A 17,527-nucleotide genomic window follows, 5' to 3' on the forward strand; every position below is an offset into this window, starting at 1 on the left:
GCTCTATGATCCGTGCGTTCAACCTCACAACAGCAGCCGCTTCAGTTTCAGCACCATAGAAGTTAAGACTTCTAAGAGTAAATAAAATCAGTTTTTCGTTTCTATGGCTTTCTTTTGATTTTTTTTGAATTGCTTCGATTCAAAAATGCTTTCGTACGATCAAATTGTGGATTCCCGAACAGCTGATCAGGATGACCCGTTTCAATGATGTGACCATTATCCATGAAAATAACCTGATTTGCCACCTCTTTTGCGAACTCCATCTCATGCGTGACTACAATCATTGTCATATGTTCTTCAGCTAGACTTTTCATAACCTCCAACACTTCACCAGTAAGTTCCGGATCCAAAGCAGATGTCGGTTCATCGAATAAAAGGACATCGGGGTTCATCATTAGCGCCCGTGCAATGGCAACACGCTGTTTCTGTCCGCCTGATAGCTTGTTTGGGTATGCATTTGATTTGTCGGATAACCCAACTTTGGCCAATAGTTCAGAACTACGCCGTTTTATCGCATCCAATGGTTCTCTTTTCGTTAGGCGTGGTGCAAGCTCTAGGTTTTCAATGACTGTAAGATGTGGAAAAAGATCGAATTGCTGAAATACCATTCCCATCCTTGCTGTAATACTACTGAGTTCTTTCGGTTTTGCATACGCACCATTTTTGACGAGATAGCGATCAGCGACACGGATACTGCCGCCGTCTATCGTTTCAAGATGTACTAGGCTACGAAGCATTGTACTTTTCCCTGATCCAGAAGGACCGATTACGGCAACTACATCATTTTTTGTTACGTCAAATGTTATATTTTTCAGTACCTCTAGCGGTCCAAATGATTTTTTTAAATCTGTGATTTCTAGGATGGCCATATCTCTTCTCTCCTTATCAGTCAAATGTAAAACGACGTTCGAGCCATTTAAAGAATAGTGTTAGAGTCATTGTAATAAGCAAATAGATAATTCCTGCGATAACGAATGGCATGATTGTGAAATCACGGTTAACAGCTGTTTGAGCAAAGTGCAATAACTCTGGTACAGCAACAGCGTAGAGCAATGCGGTATCTTTTACTAATGTTACCGATTCATTTGCAATGGCAGGCAGTGCAATACGGAACATTTGGGGTAGAATGACCCGCGTTGTTGTCTGCCATTTATTCAAACCCAGTACTTGTGATGCTTCATACTGCCCCTTGTCAATCGCAAGCAATCCGCCACGGAAAATTTCTGCAAAGTAAGCTGCGTAATTCAAAATAAAGCCTAAGCATGCGGCGGTAAAACGATCGAGCACCATATATTCGCCGATAATCGGAAGTAATGGTAATCCGAAAACGATAAAAAGGAGCTGCAATAACAGCGGTGTACCGCGCATTAAATAGATATAAGCATGACCGAACCACGCAATAACCTTCAGTTTACTCCTGATAGCGAGAGTCAGTAAAAAGCCTAATGGAATTGCTGCCACAATGGCTATTAAAAATAAAAGGACAGTTACTTGAGCCCCTTCCAGCATGGGCTTTATGATGTTAGCAACATTTTCAATTGACATAGCTTATTCCCCCCCAACATGCAACACGGTAATACTATGAGCACACTTATTTAAGAATTTTATCTTCGTTAAACCATTTTTTTGATATTTGGGCAGCAGTCCCATCTGCACTTAACTCGTCAAGTGCTTTTTGAAGCTCCTTTAGAAGTTCCTCGTTTCCTTTTTTCACACCAACACCATATTCTTCAGGCGCTAATTCTTCATCAATAACTTTATAAGTACCCTTTTCTTGCGACATATAATAATCAATAACAACTTCGTCAATGACAACTGCATCCACACGCCCAATTTTCAAATCAGTTAATGCTAGAACGTTATCCGCGTACTCCGAAACAGTCTTGACCTTCTTTTCTATCGGATTCGCACTAAGTGCATCTGATGCAGATGAAAGTGCTTGTAGACCTACTATCTTTCCATCTAAATCATCAAGCTTTTTAATGTCTGACTCTGCTAGTGTAGCGATGACCTGCGCATTGCTAAGATACGGTTTTGTAAAAAGAACTTTCTTCTTACGGTCTTCTGTGATTGTATAACCATTCCATATTAAATCGATGCGACCACTACTAAGTTCAGTTTCTTTTGTCTTCCAATCTATTGGTTGAAATGTAACTGTACGACCCATTTTTTCTGCAGTCGCAGTCGCGTAGTCAATATCAAATCCAGTAAGTTCGTTCTTTTCATCCCTAAATCCAAGCGGCGCAAATTTATCATCAACACCAATGACGAGCGTATTCTCGTCTTCACTTACTTTGGAACTGTAGCATCCAGTTAAAAGTGCAAATACTGCAATGGACGATAGAACAATAGTTGATAAACGTTTCATATTGATTTAATCCCCTCTCGATTTTGGTATCTCACTTCAGTACTTCACCGTGCTAATGTATTATAAGATACCATGAATGAAAGAAAAATAAAAGCCCTATTTTTAAAATCAGAATACATTAATTTCACTATCATAAAAGAAACGCTATGTGTTGTTTCAATTTACACAACCCATTAACCCTCTTCTATCAAAATCGGCTATACTAAATGTATATATACGTACTCATTAGGTAATGCGTTGGGGGGTAAAACATATGGATGGCTGGAAGGAAAGCAATCCGAGTCCAGCAGATGAAGAGCTAGATGAAGAGGAATTGATTGAGCTTGTTTTAGAGGCTCAACGAGAAGCACTTTCTGATGCTGCAAAAGAAAAACCCAACCAGAAATCAAAGCCCCGTTTTCCCAAATGGATTTTCTGGCTAATCTCTATTTTTATGATTTTCAACACATTTTCCTTTTCACTTCAAATCTATCCCATCCCAGCCATTGAATTTTTAAAAACCTCTGCTAAACTATCGGCCGATAAAGACATACAGCTATATAAAAAGTCAGTGGTGACGATTACAACCGGTGACAGCAAAGGCACTGGCTTTTCAGTGTCAAATGATGGAACGCTACTCACCAATTATCACGTTATTGAGGGCCATACACGAGTTACAGTAGCTTTTCCAGATGCCGGACGTTTCACGGCAAAAGTCGTACGTACCTTTCCATCCATTGATCTCGCAGTTCTAAAAATAAATGGCACCAATTTACCCTATTTAGATTTAGCGAAGCATGTACCGTTTGTTAAAGACGAACCCATTCATTTCATCGGCAACCCATTGAACTTCCATGGTATTGCGAACGAGGGAACAATCATCGATACGATTAAATTAAGCGATTGGGAAGAAGAAGTCGTTATGATGAAGGCGCCTGTCTATCGGGGGAATAGCGGTAGTCCTGTATTTAACGAAGATGGAATGGTAATAGGAGTGGTGTTTGCTACCCTGGATCACGAAGTGTATGGGAATGTCGGTCTGCTAATACCGATTCATTTGTATTATGAGGCTTTGAAAAATCCGATATGAGCTGCAACCAAAAAAACTACTCAGAAAATAAACGAGGTTCTAAACAACCTAGAGTCGTTTAGAACCTCGTACTTTTTTTTATAATTTCTTTGTTATACCCACTGTCATCTGCAAATGCCGAACCATTGACTAAATTTCAATAATAATAGGAAGAATCATCGGCCTTCTCTTGGTTTGGGTAAACAAAAATGTTTCGACCGATTTTTTCACGGTCTGCCTCAAACTATTTCGTCGGTTCCCATTTGGGCCTTCCGATTTGCCAATGGTCTTCGCGACTAACTCATTAACTTCATTCAACAGTTTTTCCGAATCACGACTATACACGAATCCACGAGAAATTGTATCTGGATTAGAAACAAGCTGACCGTCCGTTTTACCTATAGTCAAAACGATGACTAGCATACCTTCCTCGGCCAACAGTTTTCGATCTCGCAACACAATGTTTCCAACATCTCCTATGCCCATACCATCTACGAAGATGTCCCCTGATCTTACTTCACGTGTTTGACTGGCATGTTGATCGCTAACGTCAACAACATCTCCGTTGTTTATAATGAAAATATTTTCTTTCTCCACTCCAACGGATTCCGCTAATAAGCTGTGATGATGGAGCATTCTATATTCGCCATGGATGGGAATGAAGTATTTCGGTTTCATTAATGTAATCATTAATTTTAATTCTTCCTGACAGGCGTGCCCTGACACGTGCATACCGGTCGCACTTCCCGATCCGTAGATAACGTTGGCTCCCAATAAATACAAATTATCAATAATACGGGAAATACTCTTTTCATTACCCGGAATCGGACCTGAGGCAAAAATAACTGTATCTTTCGGTTGAATCTCCACTTGGCGGAAATTTGAACTGGACAAACGGGACAGTGCGGCCATAGGCTCCCCCTGACTTCCCGTACAGAGGATTGCCACCCTTTGAGAGTCCATTTGTCTGATTTCGCTTGCCTCAATTAGCATACCTTCAGGGATTGTTAAATAACCCAGTTCTGATGCAACTGTTACTACATTCACCATGCTCCTACCGAGCAATGCAAGTTTCCGGTTCGTTTTCTGTGCTGCATCTACTATTTGCTGCACACGATGAACGTTGGAAGCAAAAGTGGAGATAAATATCTTTCGTGACGCTTTACGAAACGCTTCCTCTATATGACCACCGACAAGACTTTCAGAGGGATTGAAACCAGGACGTTCCGCATTTGTACTTTCCGATAGTAGAACTAATACACCGTTTTTACCGATTTCAGCCATTTTATGAATATCTGCATTTTCATTATTCACAGGCGTCAAGTCAAATTTGAAATCACCTGTATGTACTACCGGGCCCTCGGGTGTATCAAATACAACACCGAGACAATCGGGAATACTATGGTTTGTTTGAAAAAAGGATAAACTAACCGTTCCTAAATCCAATTTCGAATCAGCATTTATCAAATTCAGTTCAGTTTGCCTAAGAAGGCCATGTTCTTTTAACCGTAGCTCAATCAGACCCAGCGTTAATCGTGATGCATAAATCGGTACATTTATTTGTTTTAGTAAATACGGAATACCTCCGATATGATCTTCATGCCCATGGGTAACGACTAAAGCCCGGATTTTATCCTGGTTCTCCCGTAGGTATGAAATATCCTGAATAATCAAGTCAATTCCTAACAAACTTTCATCCGGAAACTTTGAGCCGCAATCTATGACGACGATATCATCTGCATATTTTATAACGTACATATTTTTTCCGATTTCATTAATGCCGCCTAATGCGAATATCGATAATGTGTTTTCAGCAGTATTCAACTTTAAAATCCTCCCACATTTATTATAGTAAACAAAGTATGCCCAAAAAGAACTTCTTTATGTTTGGACTCATTATCGCTCGCACTATTTCCAAGAATTATTTGCTTACTGTTTTTCGGAAATGGGAAAATCGCTCTTTTTTTACAACAAAAGATCCATCAGCCGTTTACTGATGAATCTTAGTTTCCTTACAAATATGAAGAAATGTTTATCCTGTTTTTGTATTATTCATTTATATTTTCAACTCAATTTCAGCATTTGCTTTCAATTCTTCAACATGTGTTGCAAGTAATTTTTGCTGTTGTTGCTGTTTAAGAATTTCTTGGATTTCCTTACTTACCTCTTTAAGTGGCGGAAGTTCTTGTCCGGCTTCTTTTGATTGGGCTGCAACCTGATCGTAGTAATCCTGAATTTCTTTATCCGAAACTTTATTAGCTGGAGCTACCTTGTCTTGGTACTTGTCAAATATGATGGAATCAGCAATTTGTTCTTTCAATACCTTAACATCCATGTTTTGGATTTCTAGCGCTTTTTTCAATTCTTTTTCGCCGCCAAATTGCTCTTCAAATGTTGAATATTGTTCATCGACTTCAGTTTTAGATGCTTTTATATTTGCCTCTTTTGCTTTTTGAAAAATTAGTGTTTGGCTAATAAGCGTATCTAGGGCTTGTGTTTTTACTTGTTCGGCTGATTCTTTGGTTGATGGGTCTTGTCCCATTTTTTGCATTTGGACTTGAATTGACGTCAATACTTCGTTATATTTCTCGCCATTTAGTTCTTCATCATTTACAACGGCCACAATCTTACTTTTGTCTATTTGCTGTTTAGCTAGTTTTGCCTGCATTTCTTCTGCAGTAGCTTTTTCTGACTTAGTACCTTCTTGTTTCGTTTCACTTTTGGGTGTTCCGTCTTTTTCCGCTTTATCCTCTTCACTACAAGCAGCTAAACTTACCACTAGCGCAGCCGCGATAAAAGGAAGCATAATCTTTTTCCAATTCATGTACTGTAAGCCCCTTTCGAATCTTGCCCATTAATTTCTTAACCCTAGATTGAATCATAACGGAATTTTGTTGAAATTTAAACACTTAGCCCTTCAGAACAAAAAATTGTGATTTTCCGTAACCTATCTATTTAAATCAAGAACCGTATTTTTACCGTTATGTGAAACCTAAGAATAAGGAGTTAAAAAAGACACCTGCGAAAATGTGAAAATCACATTTTTTACAGGTGTCTTTTTTATTTCTCTTATTTAGTTTCAAGCCAAAATTTCCGGTTTTCTTTGTTCCAATATCGGATTACAAATTCCGATTTCTTCATTTGTTTCAATATCAATGAAAGTACTTGTTTCATTGAACCAGCGATCTGGCGCTTCGTGTCCCCAGAATGTTTGACGAAGCGGGTCATTTAAATCCCAGCGTTTCGGCTTCAAGTCAGGATCGCTTGTTAAATAATCGCCCGTATAAAGTTCAATACGGTGACCATCAGGATCCCTTAAATAGAGAAAGAATGCATTGGATAACCCATGACGACCAGGTCCTCTTTCAATTGACTCTGCATACCCCATACTGGCAAGAATGTCACAACAATCTAGTACGCTCAATCGATCTGTTAATGAGTATGCAAAATGGTGTAGGTTTGGACCCGGTCCATTCATAAACGCTTGGTCATGAACGGTCGGTTTTCGATAAAGCCAAGCCGCCCATAGGTCGCCATCTTCCGTATCCGTGTACTCTGAACACGAGAAGCCTAGATAATCCACATAGAAGTCATATGCCTTTTGCACATTGGGCACCGAACAGTTTACGTGGTCAATCCGTTGAATTTTCGCGCCACGATAATGATCATATCGTTGCAACATCCGATCGACAGTAGTCATTTCCGCAAAAAACTCTAGTGGGATTCCCGAGATATCATGTGCTCTAAGTGTTCTACCAATGGCATGTTGTTGCCCTTTAGCCATCCATTTCGTTTGCAGGCCAAGTGATGTAAAAAGTTTTTCAATCTCATCAAGGTCCTCTTCTTTTTCCACTTTATAGCTAAGCACCTCAACTACGGCGTTATCCGCTTTTTTCAATAATAAACTATGATGTGAATGTTCTTCCAAACCTCTTAAGTATATATGGTTTTCATCGCTTTCTGTTTCAATCATGCCTAACCCATCAACATAGAACTCACGGGACACCTGCAAATCCACTACATGTAGAACGGTTCTTGCAATTCGTATGATTGAAAAATCCACCCGGTTCACCATACTTTCCCCTAGTTTTTTCCGAACTGCTGAATTCGATGATCAGCAATTGAAACATGAATGATTTTCTGTTCCGTATAGAAATCGAAACCGTAATGTCCGCCCTCACGCCCGATTCCAGAAGACTTGGAGCCACCAAAAGGCGTTCGCAAGTCACGGACATTTTGCGCATTCACCCATAGCATTCCCGCTTCAACCTTATGTGCAACGCGGTGACCACGTTTAATGTCATTCGTCCATACATAACCGGCAAGTCCGTAATCCACATCATTTGCCAACTTAATCACTTCATCTTCATCTTTGAATGTCATCACCGTTAACACCGGACCAAAGATTTCTTCCTGTGCAATACGCATGTTATTGGAAGCATTTAGAATCAGCGTCGGTGCGACAAAATTCCCTTTTTCAAACTCATTGGGGATGTCGCCACTAACGACTTCGGCTCCTTCCTCATGCGCAATAGCCAAGTAGCTCTTCACTTTATTGTAATGTCCTTTATCGATAAGAGGTCCCACTTCCGTGCTTGCATTCAGTGGATCTCCTAGTTTAATATTCTCAACACGTTGTTTAAGTGCCTTAATAAATTCCGCTTGAATACTCTCCTGTATAAACAGACGTGAATTGGCAGTACACCGCTCTCCGTTAAAGGAATAAATCCCCCAAACACACGCATCCAAAGCCCGATCAAAATCAGCATCCTCAAAAACGATAATGGGTGATTTTCCACCTAATTCCATTGAGCAACTCTTTAATGTATCCGCACTATTTTTGATAATCGTTGTACCGGTAGTCGTTTCTCCGGTGAAGGAGATAAGCTGGACATCAGGATGTTTGACGAGAGCATCTCCAGCTGTTTCACCATAACCGTGAACAACATTGAAGACACCTTTTGGAAGATCTGCCTTATGAATGATTTCAGCAAGAAGGTTTGCTGAAAGGGGTGATAGTTCTGCAGGCTTTAGAACAACCGTATTTCCGGTCGCAAGTGCTGGTGCTAGTTTCCATGTTTCTAACATGAAAGGGGCATTCCATGGTGTTATTAATCCTGCAACACCTACAGGGGCATTTATTGTGTAATTGATAAATTCATCATCTACTTGATAGGCATCTCCAACTAATCGACTCTCTACCATTCGGGCATAGAATCGAAAGTTTTCTGAAGCACGGCTTACCATATTTCTTGTCTGGCTAATTGGAAGCCCTGTATCAAGCGCTTCTAAATAAGCGATCCTTTCTATATCTTCATCTATTAGATTTGCAATCCGGTAAATATATTCCATTCTTTTTTTCAGTTTCATCGTTTTCCAAGGTCCATGATCGAAGGCTTCCCGTGCAGCTGCAACCGCTTTATTGATATCTTCGGATTGACCTTCAGCCACTTCATTGATCCGTTCATTTGTAAATGGATTCATGTTTTTTATCGTCGTCCCAATTACCGCCTTAGTGAATTCACCATTAATATAAAGTGATATATTCTTTTGTATTTCATGTTTTAAGGACACCAACTCATGGGAAGATACCATACACTTCACCTATTTTCTTTATATTGTATATAGAACAAAAGGTTGTTTATAACACTAGAAAAAGGCAGTTGCTTTCCGTTCCGAGCGGACGCTTTCCGCGGGCGCGGCTTCAGCCGCATCCCTCGCTACACTCAGTCCAGGGTCTTCAGCTCGCGCTGTTCCCGCAGGAGTCGCCGCTCTCCACTCCAAAAAACTGCAGCTACTCAAATAGTATACATACGAAAGTTTTTCAAAAAAATAGCCAAGTTAAACGTGCAATTCTTTAGTACATACTATATAGTTTTTTATTTTACAATAGCTTCTTTGGTTAATATATTAAGTTCGATCAATGATTCGCGTACCTCTTCTTGAATGGCCGCTGAGGGCAATCCCAAAGGTAAACGTAGTTTCGGCGTGATTTTCCCCATCATGCCGAGTGCGACTTTAACCGGCGCTGGGTTCGTATCCCTGAAAAGGGCATCGTTTAAGGGCATTAATTCGAAATGCAAATCTTGTGCCCTTGTAACGTCTCCTGCTTCCCACGCATTGTACAGTTCCGCTACTTTTGCCGGCTCAACATTTGCTGTTGCACTAATGAATCCAGCGCCCCCAATTGCAAGCATCGGGTAACAAAGTAGCTCAATTCCTGAATAGAGCAGGAAGTCCCTACCACAATTCAAGAGGACTCGATTTACATGTTCAAAGTCTTTATTGGCTTCTTTTACACCGATTATGTTCGGACAATCTTCCACAAGACGTTTCATTGTGCTAACTTCCATATTGACAGCGGAGCGACCCGGGATATTGTAAATTATGATTGGCGTTGTTACTGAATCCGCTACTGTTTTAAAGTGTTGATATAGGGCTTCCTGATTCGGTCTATTGTAATAGGGAACGATAACCATTGCAGCATCCGCACCAAGTTCCTCTGCGAACTTTGTAAGTTCCATTGTTTCATCATGATTTGTTGAGCCTGTTCCTGGTGCAAAAAAAACACGATCACCGATTGTTTCTTTTGCCAGCTCCATTACTTTTTTTCTCTCATCTAGTGTTAGGGAGCTTGGTTCCCCACTCGTCCCTGTAACAGAAATCCCATGACTTCCACTGTCAATTTGCCAATTGATTAATTCCACAAATGTTTTTTCGTCAATTGCACCATCTTCTGTGAAGGGGGTGATGACAGGGCAAATTGAGCCCCTCAACTTCTTTTTAGCTTTTTCGTATGCCAATCGAATCGACTCCTTCCTAGTACTAACAAAATTATTGTATTGAATCTAGTTTTCGAAACGTATTTTCCTAAATGCGGTTCATTCTATTATTCCTTTAGGTCCTCTAGTTCCTTTAGTTCACGATACTTCCCCTTGCTAAATACTAATGGATCCTTTTGTTGAAGCTTCACGCCCGTTACATGACCGATGAAAATTGTATGGTCGCCCACTACATAATCACTGTGCAATTCACACGTTACAACTGCCAATGATTCCTCAAGTGTTGGCAATCCCTTATAGTTTAGGAATGTAAATTCAGATTCCAAATTAAGCTGCCCAGAAAACTGTTTCGACTCAGTTAGTTGGTCAGATGAAAGGATATTAACAGCAAATTGTTTGGCCTCTTTTATATGCTGATGCATTCTTGCATTTTCACCGATGCTAATGGCGATAAGTTTTGGTTTTAAAGAGACGGACATAAACGCATTCGCAGTCATGCCATGTACCTCTTCGGCATTTTCTGTTGTTATAACTGTTACGCCAGTTGCAAAACTTCCCATCGCATTTCGGAATAAGCGATCATCAATCCCATGATCTACTAGCCGCATCATTTATTCCCCTTTCTACTTTTGATTCGTTCTTACCTATCCTTCATGTTAATATGCCTGCCTCTTTCTTTGTCCGGTTTAAGAAATTCGTCACCATATCTTTATAAGGTTGCTTATCGAATCCATCGTAATAGGCATTCGACATTCTTACTGGATCCCCAAAGAAGTAATATTCATAAAGGGCCTGGCGATTACCGAATGCACTGATGGAAATATCCCAGGCTAAGCGGAATAATTGTACCTTTTCTTCGCCGTTTATATTTGCCCCTTGCGTATAACGATGAACTAATGGACCGACATCTGTATTGCTGAAGTCTGCTTCAGTTGGTAGTGCCATTAATCCCGATGCACCCAAGATTTTAATGATTTCATTCATTCGTTGGTACATTTTAGGGAACCAGTTCCGTGCTGCGTTTAATGGTTCAAAATCGGGTGTCATATTGCCATATTGATCAATCTTGGCATTGTGTTCCGATTTATATAGGTGTGAACGCATCACTTCCAAAATAACCATTATTTCACTTGCCTTTTCCTTAACATGCATGAATTTATCAATACCGATTGCTTCCATCATACTGACGACAACGCCTAAAATGAACTCCGTTTTCACTACGTTTTTAGCGATGACCTGATGCGTCATATGTATAACCGCATTAGTCTCACTATACGTACGATTGCATATATCGGTACTTTCACTAACAAACACTCTTTCCCATGGAACAAATACATCTTCGAAAGAAATGATTGCATCACTTTCATCAAAGCGAGCTCCTAATGGATGATCCCATTTACTTTTTCCATAGTCGAAAGATTCACGGGATAGGAACTTTAAACCGGGTGTGTTATTCGGAATAGCAAATGCAAACGCAAATGGATCATCCGTAGTTCCCGGTGTTCTATTAATAGTTGAAGGAAAAACAACGAGTTCATCAGTAATACCACCGAGTGTCGCTAAGAGACGACAGCCATTCACGGTAATACCATCGGTTGTCTTTTTCGTAATGCGCGCAGATAGAAAGGGATCTTTTTGTTCCGCTTGCGTTAGCATCGACCTGTTCACCTGTGGATGAATTAATGTATGCGTTAAGCTGATATCATTTTCACGTGCATATTCATAGTAGTTTGCAGCGTTTTTGGCAAATTGATCGCTACCACCGCCTTCTTGGGCAAAAAATTGACTTGCTGTACCAAATGCCATAATACTAGTATTCAAATAGTCAGGGGAACGCCCCATCATTCCACCGGAAAAGGAGGCCCATTCAGTATGCATTTCACGTCTTTTGAATAAATCTTCTTTCGTTTTTGGTGCAATAAATGAAAGGCCCACTTTTTTTCCGGATGTCGGTGATGTATAGAGCATTTTCTCAGGCTTCTCGTGTTGCAGATCATAAAGGCCAGCGACACTTTCCACTACATTTTTAAATGCAGGATGCGTTGTGACATTATCCACTTTTTCTCCATGAATCCATACCTCCGTATTCCGTGCTTTAATACCTTCAATGTACTCTTTCCCCGTTCGTGCGCCCATTCCATTCCCTCCTCATTTTTGCTAAACGAAAGCTATTTGTATTAATGTTATTGCTTTCAATCTCTAATCCTATAGAAAGGTCTATAACATTTGAAATGTTGCAAATTCCTTATATATAATCATATGATGAATCATATATGATTATAAGCGTTCGTTTAAGCTGTCCTGGCATTCGCTACTCTTTTTTAAACCGGGCATGAATATTATTTTGCTTATACGAACCTGACTCACTAAATTCGTATAATTCCATAGAGAGTGCTAAATAGCGCTTTGACATGATTATTGAAAAGTGGTCTTTAATTACTTCAAAAAGTGCTTCACAAACTTCTTTTTTTACTTCTTCCGAGCGTCCTGCACCAATTTTCAATACTGCGTGGACGAATGCGTCGTTTTCTGCACCATCAGCCATACGATAATCCTTTAGTTCGATTGCCCTTGAACGTATACCACCTATCGGAAAAATTGTGTGTCGGGCAATCAGTATTTCATGAACCTTTTCAAATAATTCCACAATGTTCATTTCATCTTTAATATTATCCGTGTATTCAACAATAAAATGCGGCAAAAAGATATCCCTCCTACATTTGGTTGCTAATTGAAAAAGCTTCATCTCCAATGATTGTATTGACTAACCTACCAACCCCTTCGATTTCTGTGACAACAACATCCCCGACAATCGTATCAACAGAACCTTTAGGTGTCCCCGTAAGAATGACATCATTTTCACTCAGTGTCATAAAGCTGCTTAAATACGAAATAAGAGCCGGAATATCAAAAATCATATCCGCTGTCGTTCCTTCTTGAACAAGTTTGCCATTCACATAGGTTTTTACTGTTAAATTCATAGGGTCAGGAATATCTTCAGCATCAACAATCCACGGACCCATTGGTGTACACGTATCCCGGTTTTTCACGCGTAAATTTGGCCGATAATAGTTTTCCAGATAGTCTCTAATCGCGTAGTCGTTGGCGATACTGTACCCTTTCACATAGTTGTAGGCTTCTTCTTTATTAACATTTTTTGCTGTTTCGCCTATAATTACAGCTAACTCACATTCGTAGTGCATATACGTAACATCTGCTGGGCGCCGCGTAAAAGCTTGATGACCAATAAATGTATTCGGCCCTTTTAAAAAAACAAGCGGTTCCGATGGCGGTGTAAATGCAAGTTCTGCTGCATGATCTGCATAATTCAGCCCTAATGCAAAAACGGTTCGCGGTTCAATTGGCGTCAGCCATTGTGCCTTTCCTTCTTCAATAATTCGGCCATCATCTAATTTAAGCCGGCCATCCCAGTCGATTGCTTCGTGGATAGCACCGCCATAGGCTACTCGAGCCTTTTTCATATCACATTCCTCCGCCCTATATCCATTTCCGCAACAACAATGTTTTCTAAACTGCCGATACCTTCGATTTCAATCCGGATTGTATCTTCCACATACGCGAGTGGTGCGTGCTCAGGGACCCCAACAAGAAGCACGTCACCTGGGCTCAATGTCATGAACTCCGTTACATCCGCCAGTAAACGGGAGATGGGACGAATTAGGTTCGATGTTGAGTTTTCCTGTTGGAGTTTTTCATTAATGAATACACGGATTGTTAAATCATCCGGGTCTTCCACTTCGTGATAATCGATGATCCAAGGACCCATCGAACAAAATCCGTCGCGTGCATTATGTTGAACAGCTGGACGAAATATACTTTCATGCGGCACGCTTACATCATTCACAATCGTATAACCCGCTATATAATCCATAGCTGTAGCCTCATCTATTTCGCTTGCTCGTTTGCCAATCACAAGGCCAAGCGCTGCACCTATTTTAAGCTTATCCATCCCTGTCGGCATTAGGATTTCCGCCCCGAAATGATTGAATGTATTTGCTGGTTTAATATAGAGTACTGGAGCAATAGGTGGAGATTGATAAGGTTTTTCGTGGACTGCGCCTCCTAATAATTCAAGTTCTCCTTTATAATTTAGTAATGTACCGAAAACTGTTCCATTGATGGGATTAAAAAGTTGCAAGTCACTTGCATGGATTGCATTATCATTCATAAAAATTGTATTTGTTTTTATGTTGACTTCCACTGTTTGTAATTCATTTGATCCAACGGCTTTAATCTTTGCCTTAGTCACTCATTTCACCCCTCTGATTATCGGTCGATATTTCAACTGTCAACTACCTATATTTCCCGAGAAATACCGACTGTATCGTGCAAAAAACGCCATTCCTATAGAGTGAAACAAATTATCACCCATAAAAAAAGACGCCCTGTACGCTTAACTAGTCGTATGGTTGTCTTTTTTTATATTGCATCGTTTCCATCTAAACGGATAATAATGCTTTGTCACTTGTTAGTTTTTCACCACGAATTCGTTGAAATTCATCCATCAATGCAGGGATTGTCAATTGTTGTTTCTCTTCAAATCCAATTTCCAAAATGATCTGCCCTTTATCCATCATAATTAGGCGATTCCCCAAATCCAATGCTTGTTGCATATTGTGTGTAATCATTAGTGTGGTTAACTGATCTTTTTCAACTAGTAGTTTCGTTAAATTCGTGATGAGTTCTGCTCTGGAAGGATCGAGTGCTGCGGTATGCTCATCCAATAGTAAAATGGACGGTTGTGTGAAGGTAGCCATCAAGAGAGACAACGCTTGCCTTTCACCACCCGAAAGCATACCGACTTTTGCATTCAAACGGTTTTCTAAATTTAAATGCAGCGTTTCAAGTGAAGTACGGAAAAACTCTCGCCTCTTCCTATCTACACCTTTCCTAAAGCGCCTCTTTTTGTTACGGGAGTAAGCCATGGCAAGGTTTTCTTCGATTGTCATTGATGGTGCTGTACCTGCCATCGGGTCTTGGAAAACCCTACCAATCATTTGGGACCGTTTATATTCCGGTAATTTTGTAACATTTCTTTCTGCAATTTCTATTTCACCAAAGTCTGGAGAAAGGGCCCCAGAAATCATATTTAACATTGTCGATTTACCAGCACCGTTACTGCCTATTACCGTTACGAAATCCCCTGGACTTAAATGCAGGTTAATTTGATCTAACGCAATTTTTTCGTCCGGTGTTGCTTCATTGAATAATTTATTAATCTGATTGAGTTTCAGCAACACCATTTCCTCCTTTCAAAGGTGAAATTCGTTGTTCTGCTAGTCGTTCTGCATGACGTTTGGCTTTTCTAGTTTTCTCCCTTTTCTTTTCAAAGTATTGCGGTAAGATCAATGCTCCGATTACAATTACAGCGGTGATCAACTTCATATCCCCCGTGTCAAGAAATTCCACTCGAAGTGCAAGACCGAGTACGATTCGATAAATGACAGCCCCTGCAATAACAGCAATAGTTGTTCTGACAATCGTTTTTGTACCGAAAATGGCCTCACCGATAATAACCGAAGCTAAACCAATAATAATCATTCCAATTCCCATTCCAATATCAGCAAACCTGCTATACTGCGCAATTAGAGCTCCTGAAAAGGCTACAAGTGCATTTGAAAAGCCAAGACCTACAATGACCAATGTATCTGTATTCGCTGATAAACTGCGAATCATTTTTTTATTATCACCGGTAGCTCTTATCGCAAGACCCACTTCGGTTCTCAAGAACCAATCGACAATGAATTTAATAATAAAAACGATAATTGTCATGATGAACAAAGTACCCCATGTGGAAGGCAAAAATTGAACACCTAGCAGACTAAAAAAGTTATTTATCGCTGTATCGATTCCTAAAGAACCCCAAAATGATTGAAATTGAATAAACATCGTTTCAGCATTCAACAAAGGAATATTCGGTCGACCAATTGAGTTAGGAGATGTCAGGCCCATAATGCGTAGATTTATTGAATATAGAGCGATCATCATCAGAATCCCGGCTAAAAGTGCGTTGATTTTTCCTTTTGTATGTAGGAGGCCGGTAACACACCCGGCAAGAAAACCGATGACAATGGCTACTGCTGTAGCTGCTACCGGATGATATCCAAAGATTATCATTGTGGCAGCAACTCCAGCCCCTGTTACAAAACTCCCATCAACTGTTAAATCGGGGAAATCTAGCACTCGAAATGAAATATACACGCCGAGTGCCATAATTGCATAGATGATTCCTTGCTCTACAGATCCGAATATAGATGCAAACATGTAGAACCACCTCCTAGTTAATCACTGAATTCAGCATTCCATGCGTCTTTAATGTCAAGACCAAGCGTATCAGCCGTGTCTTTGTTCATAATAAGCTTTAATTTTTGTGGTATTTGAACAGGTAAATCAGCGGGCTTCTTTTCACCTTTTAAAATCTTTACTGCCATTTCTCCTGCTTCGTATCCAATATCAAAGTATTCGAATCCATATGCGGCTAAGCCACCACGTTTTACAGAGTCGAACTCACCGACCATCATCGGAATTTTATTTTCGTTTGCAACAGAAATAACAGATTCAAGTGCTGAAACAACCGTATTATCAGTAATGATATACATTGAATCTACTTTACCGAGAAGTGATTCAGTCGCTTGTTTTACATCTGCAGAAGTTGAAACAGAAGCTTCTTCAACAGTCATATCCATGTCTTTCAACATCTCTTTAACAGAATCCACTTGAGCACGAGAATTTTGTTCACCTGCGTTAAACACCATTCCAACACTTTTTGCATCTAATTCTTCTTTAAGGAACTTCATTGTATTGGAGATTGCATCTGGATGAGCATCTATTGTGCCTGTTATATTGCCGCCCGGACTTTCCATGGATTCAACGAGCTCCGCACCTACTGCATCGGTCACTGAAGTGAAAATGATTGGAATTTCAGTGGTTGCGCTTGCTGCTGCCTGCGCGCTAGGTGTTGAATTGGCAAATATAAGGTCCACACCTGAACTGACAAGGTTGGTCGCGATTGTCGTATTGGCGCTGTTATCTCCCTGTGCAATTTGCACGTCGTATTCTGCGTCTATCCCTGCATCTTCCAGGGCCTTTTTAAAACCGTCATAAGCTGCATTTAAAGATGGGTGTTCCACAATTTGGCTGACTCCAATTTTATATTTCTTTGAAGAAGCATCTTTCCCTTGACTTTTCCCTTGATTATCCCCTTCGCCACTGCCACATGCCCCAAGAATTAACGCAGTACTAAAAATAACAACCGCCATTTTCCTCCAACTGATTTTCATACCATTTCCCCTCTCTTTACAGTGCTTT

17 protein-coding genes are annotated in these 17,527 nt (G+C 40.2%); 1 reads left to right on the forward strand and 16 read right to left on the reverse strand.

The window, feature by feature from the left end:
• Positions 1-101: 101 nt before the first annotated feature.
• The 3 genes from FILTAD_RS10935 to FILTAD_RS10945 are packed head-to-tail and all read right to left on the reverse strand — an operon-like array spanning position 102 to position 2,368.
• The gene (locus FILTAD_RS10935) at positions 102-869 is read right to left on the reverse strand and encodes an amino acid ABC transporter ATP-binding protein (protein WP_124070802.1); all 768 of its coding nucleotides are present in this window, start codon (positions 867-869) and stop codon (positions 102-104) included.
• A 16-nt stretch (positions 870-885) separates the two neighbouring features.
• Positions 886-1,545 (reverse strand): amino acid ABC transporter permease, encoded by a 660-nt coding sequence (locus tag FILTAD_RS10940; protein WP_124070803.1) that lies wholly within the window; start codon positions 1,543-1,545, stop codon positions 886-888.
• Positions 1,546-1,591: 46 nt separating this feature from the next.
• Positions 1,592-2,368: an amino acid ABC transporter substrate-binding protein gene (locus FILTAD_RS10945; protein ID WP_124070804.1), complete on the reverse strand. Its 777-nt coding sequence runs from the start codon at positions 2,366-2,368 to the stop codon at positions 1,592-1,594.
• A 253-nt stretch (positions 2,369-2,621) separates the two neighbouring features.
• Between FILTAD_RS10945 and FILTAD_RS10950 the strand changes: the two genes are divergently transcribed.
• Positions 2,622-3,437 (forward strand): S1C family serine protease, encoded by an 816-nt coding sequence (locus tag FILTAD_RS10950; protein WP_124070805.1) that lies wholly within the window; start codon positions 2,622-2,624, stop codon positions 3,435-3,437.
• Positions 3,438-3,566: 129 nt separating this feature from the next.
• Here FILTAD_RS10950 and FILTAD_RS10955 read toward each other — a convergent pair whose 3' ends face one another.
• The 13 genes from FILTAD_RS10955 to FILTAD_RS11015 all read right to left on the reverse strand — a co-directional run bounded on the left by FILTAD_RS10955 (position 3,567) and on the right by FILTAD_RS11015 (position 17,499).
• Positions 3,567-5,240, reverse strand: a complete 1,674-nt coding sequence (locus FILTAD_RS10955) for a ribonuclease J (RefSeq protein WP_124070806.1) — start codon at positions 5,238-5,240, stop codon at positions 3,567-3,569.
• A 232-nt stretch (positions 5,241-5,472) separates the two neighbouring features.
• The gene (locus tag FILTAD_RS10960; protein WP_124070807.1) at positions 5,473-6,240 is read right to left on the reverse strand and encodes a SurA N-terminal domain-containing protein; all 768 of its coding nucleotides are present in this window, start codon (positions 6,238-6,240) and stop codon (positions 5,473-5,475) included.
• A gap of 255 nt (positions 6,241-6,495) precedes the next feature.
• Entirely contained in the window at positions 6,496-7,479 is a 984-nt protein-coding gene (gene hpaD / locus FILTAD_RS10965; RefSeq protein ID WP_124071203.1) for a 3,4-dihydroxyphenylacetate 2,3-dioxygenase, read from the reverse strand.
• Positions 7,480-7,499: 20 nt separating this feature from the next.
• On the reverse strand, positions 7,500-9,011 hold the full coding sequence (gene hpaE / locus FILTAD_RS10970; protein WP_124071205.1) for a 5-carboxymethyl-2-hydroxymuconate semialdehyde dehydrogenase: 1,512 nt from the start codon (positions 9,009-9,011) through the stop codon (positions 7,500-7,502).
• A 284-nt stretch (positions 9,012-9,295) separates the two neighbouring features.
• Positions 9,296-10,219, reverse strand: a complete 924-nt coding sequence (gene hpaI, locus FILTAD_RS10975) for a 2,4-dihydroxyhept-2-ene-1,7-dioic acid aldolase (protein WP_124070808.1) — start codon at positions 10,217-10,219, stop codon at positions 9,296-9,298.
• Between the two features lie 86 nt (positions 10,220-10,305).
• Positions 10,306-10,809 (reverse strand): flavin reductase family protein, encoded by a 504-nt coding sequence (locus FILTAD_RS10980; RefSeq protein WP_415579179.1) that lies wholly within the window; start codon positions 10,807-10,809, stop codon positions 10,306-10,308.
• A gap of 40 nt (positions 10,810-10,849) precedes the next feature.
• Positions 10,850-12,334 (reverse strand): 4-hydroxyphenylacetate 3-monooxygenase, oxygenase component, encoded by a 1,485-nt coding sequence (gene hpaB / locus FILTAD_RS10985; protein ID WP_124070809.1) that lies wholly within the window; start codon positions 12,332-12,334, stop codon positions 10,850-10,852.
• A gap of 175 nt (positions 12,335-12,509) precedes the next feature.
• Positions 12,510-12,899 (reverse strand): 5-carboxymethyl-2-hydroxymuconate Delta-isomerase, encoded by a 390-nt coding sequence (locus tag FILTAD_RS10990; RefSeq protein ID WP_124070810.1) that lies wholly within the window; start codon positions 12,897-12,899, stop codon positions 12,510-12,512.
• A gap of 13 nt (positions 12,900-12,912) precedes the next feature.
• Positions 12,913-13,680: a fumarylacetoacetate hydrolase family protein gene (locus tag FILTAD_RS10995; RefSeq protein WP_124070811.1), complete on the reverse strand. Its 768-nt coding sequence runs from the start codon at positions 13,678-13,680 to the stop codon at positions 12,913-12,915.
• On the reverse strand, positions 13,677-14,468 hold the full coding sequence (locus FILTAD_RS11000; protein ID WP_238988229.1) for a fumarylacetoacetate hydrolase family protein: 792 nt from the start codon (positions 14,466-14,468) through the stop codon (positions 13,677-13,679). The genes FILTAD_RS10995 and FILTAD_RS11000 overlap by 4 nt, the downstream gene beginning before the upstream one ends.
• Before the next feature lie 190 nt (positions 14,469-14,658).
• Complete coding sequence (locus FILTAD_RS11005) at positions 14,659-15,456, reverse strand: ABC transporter ATP-binding protein (RefSeq protein WP_124070812.1); 798 nt, start codon at positions 15,454-15,456, stop codon at positions 14,659-14,661.
• Entirely contained in the window at positions 15,434-16,483 is a 1,050-nt protein-coding gene (locus tag FILTAD_RS11010) for an ABC transporter permease (protein WP_124070813.1), read from the reverse strand. The genes FILTAD_RS11005 and FILTAD_RS11010 overlap by 23 nt, the downstream gene beginning before the upstream one ends.
• 17 nt (positions 16,484-16,500) lie before the next feature.
• The gene (locus FILTAD_RS11015) at positions 16,501-17,499 is read right to left on the reverse strand and encodes an ABC transporter substrate-binding protein (protein ID WP_124070814.1); all 999 of its coding nucleotides are present in this window, start codon (positions 17,497-17,499) and stop codon (positions 16,501-16,503) included.
• Positions 17,500-17,527 lie beyond the last annotated feature (28 nt).

Source organism: Filibacter tadaridae (assembly GCF_900609045.1).
GTDB classification, from domain to species: domain Bacteria; phylum Bacillota; class Bacilli; order Bacillales_A; family Planococcaceae; genus Sporosarcina; species Sporosarcina tadaridae.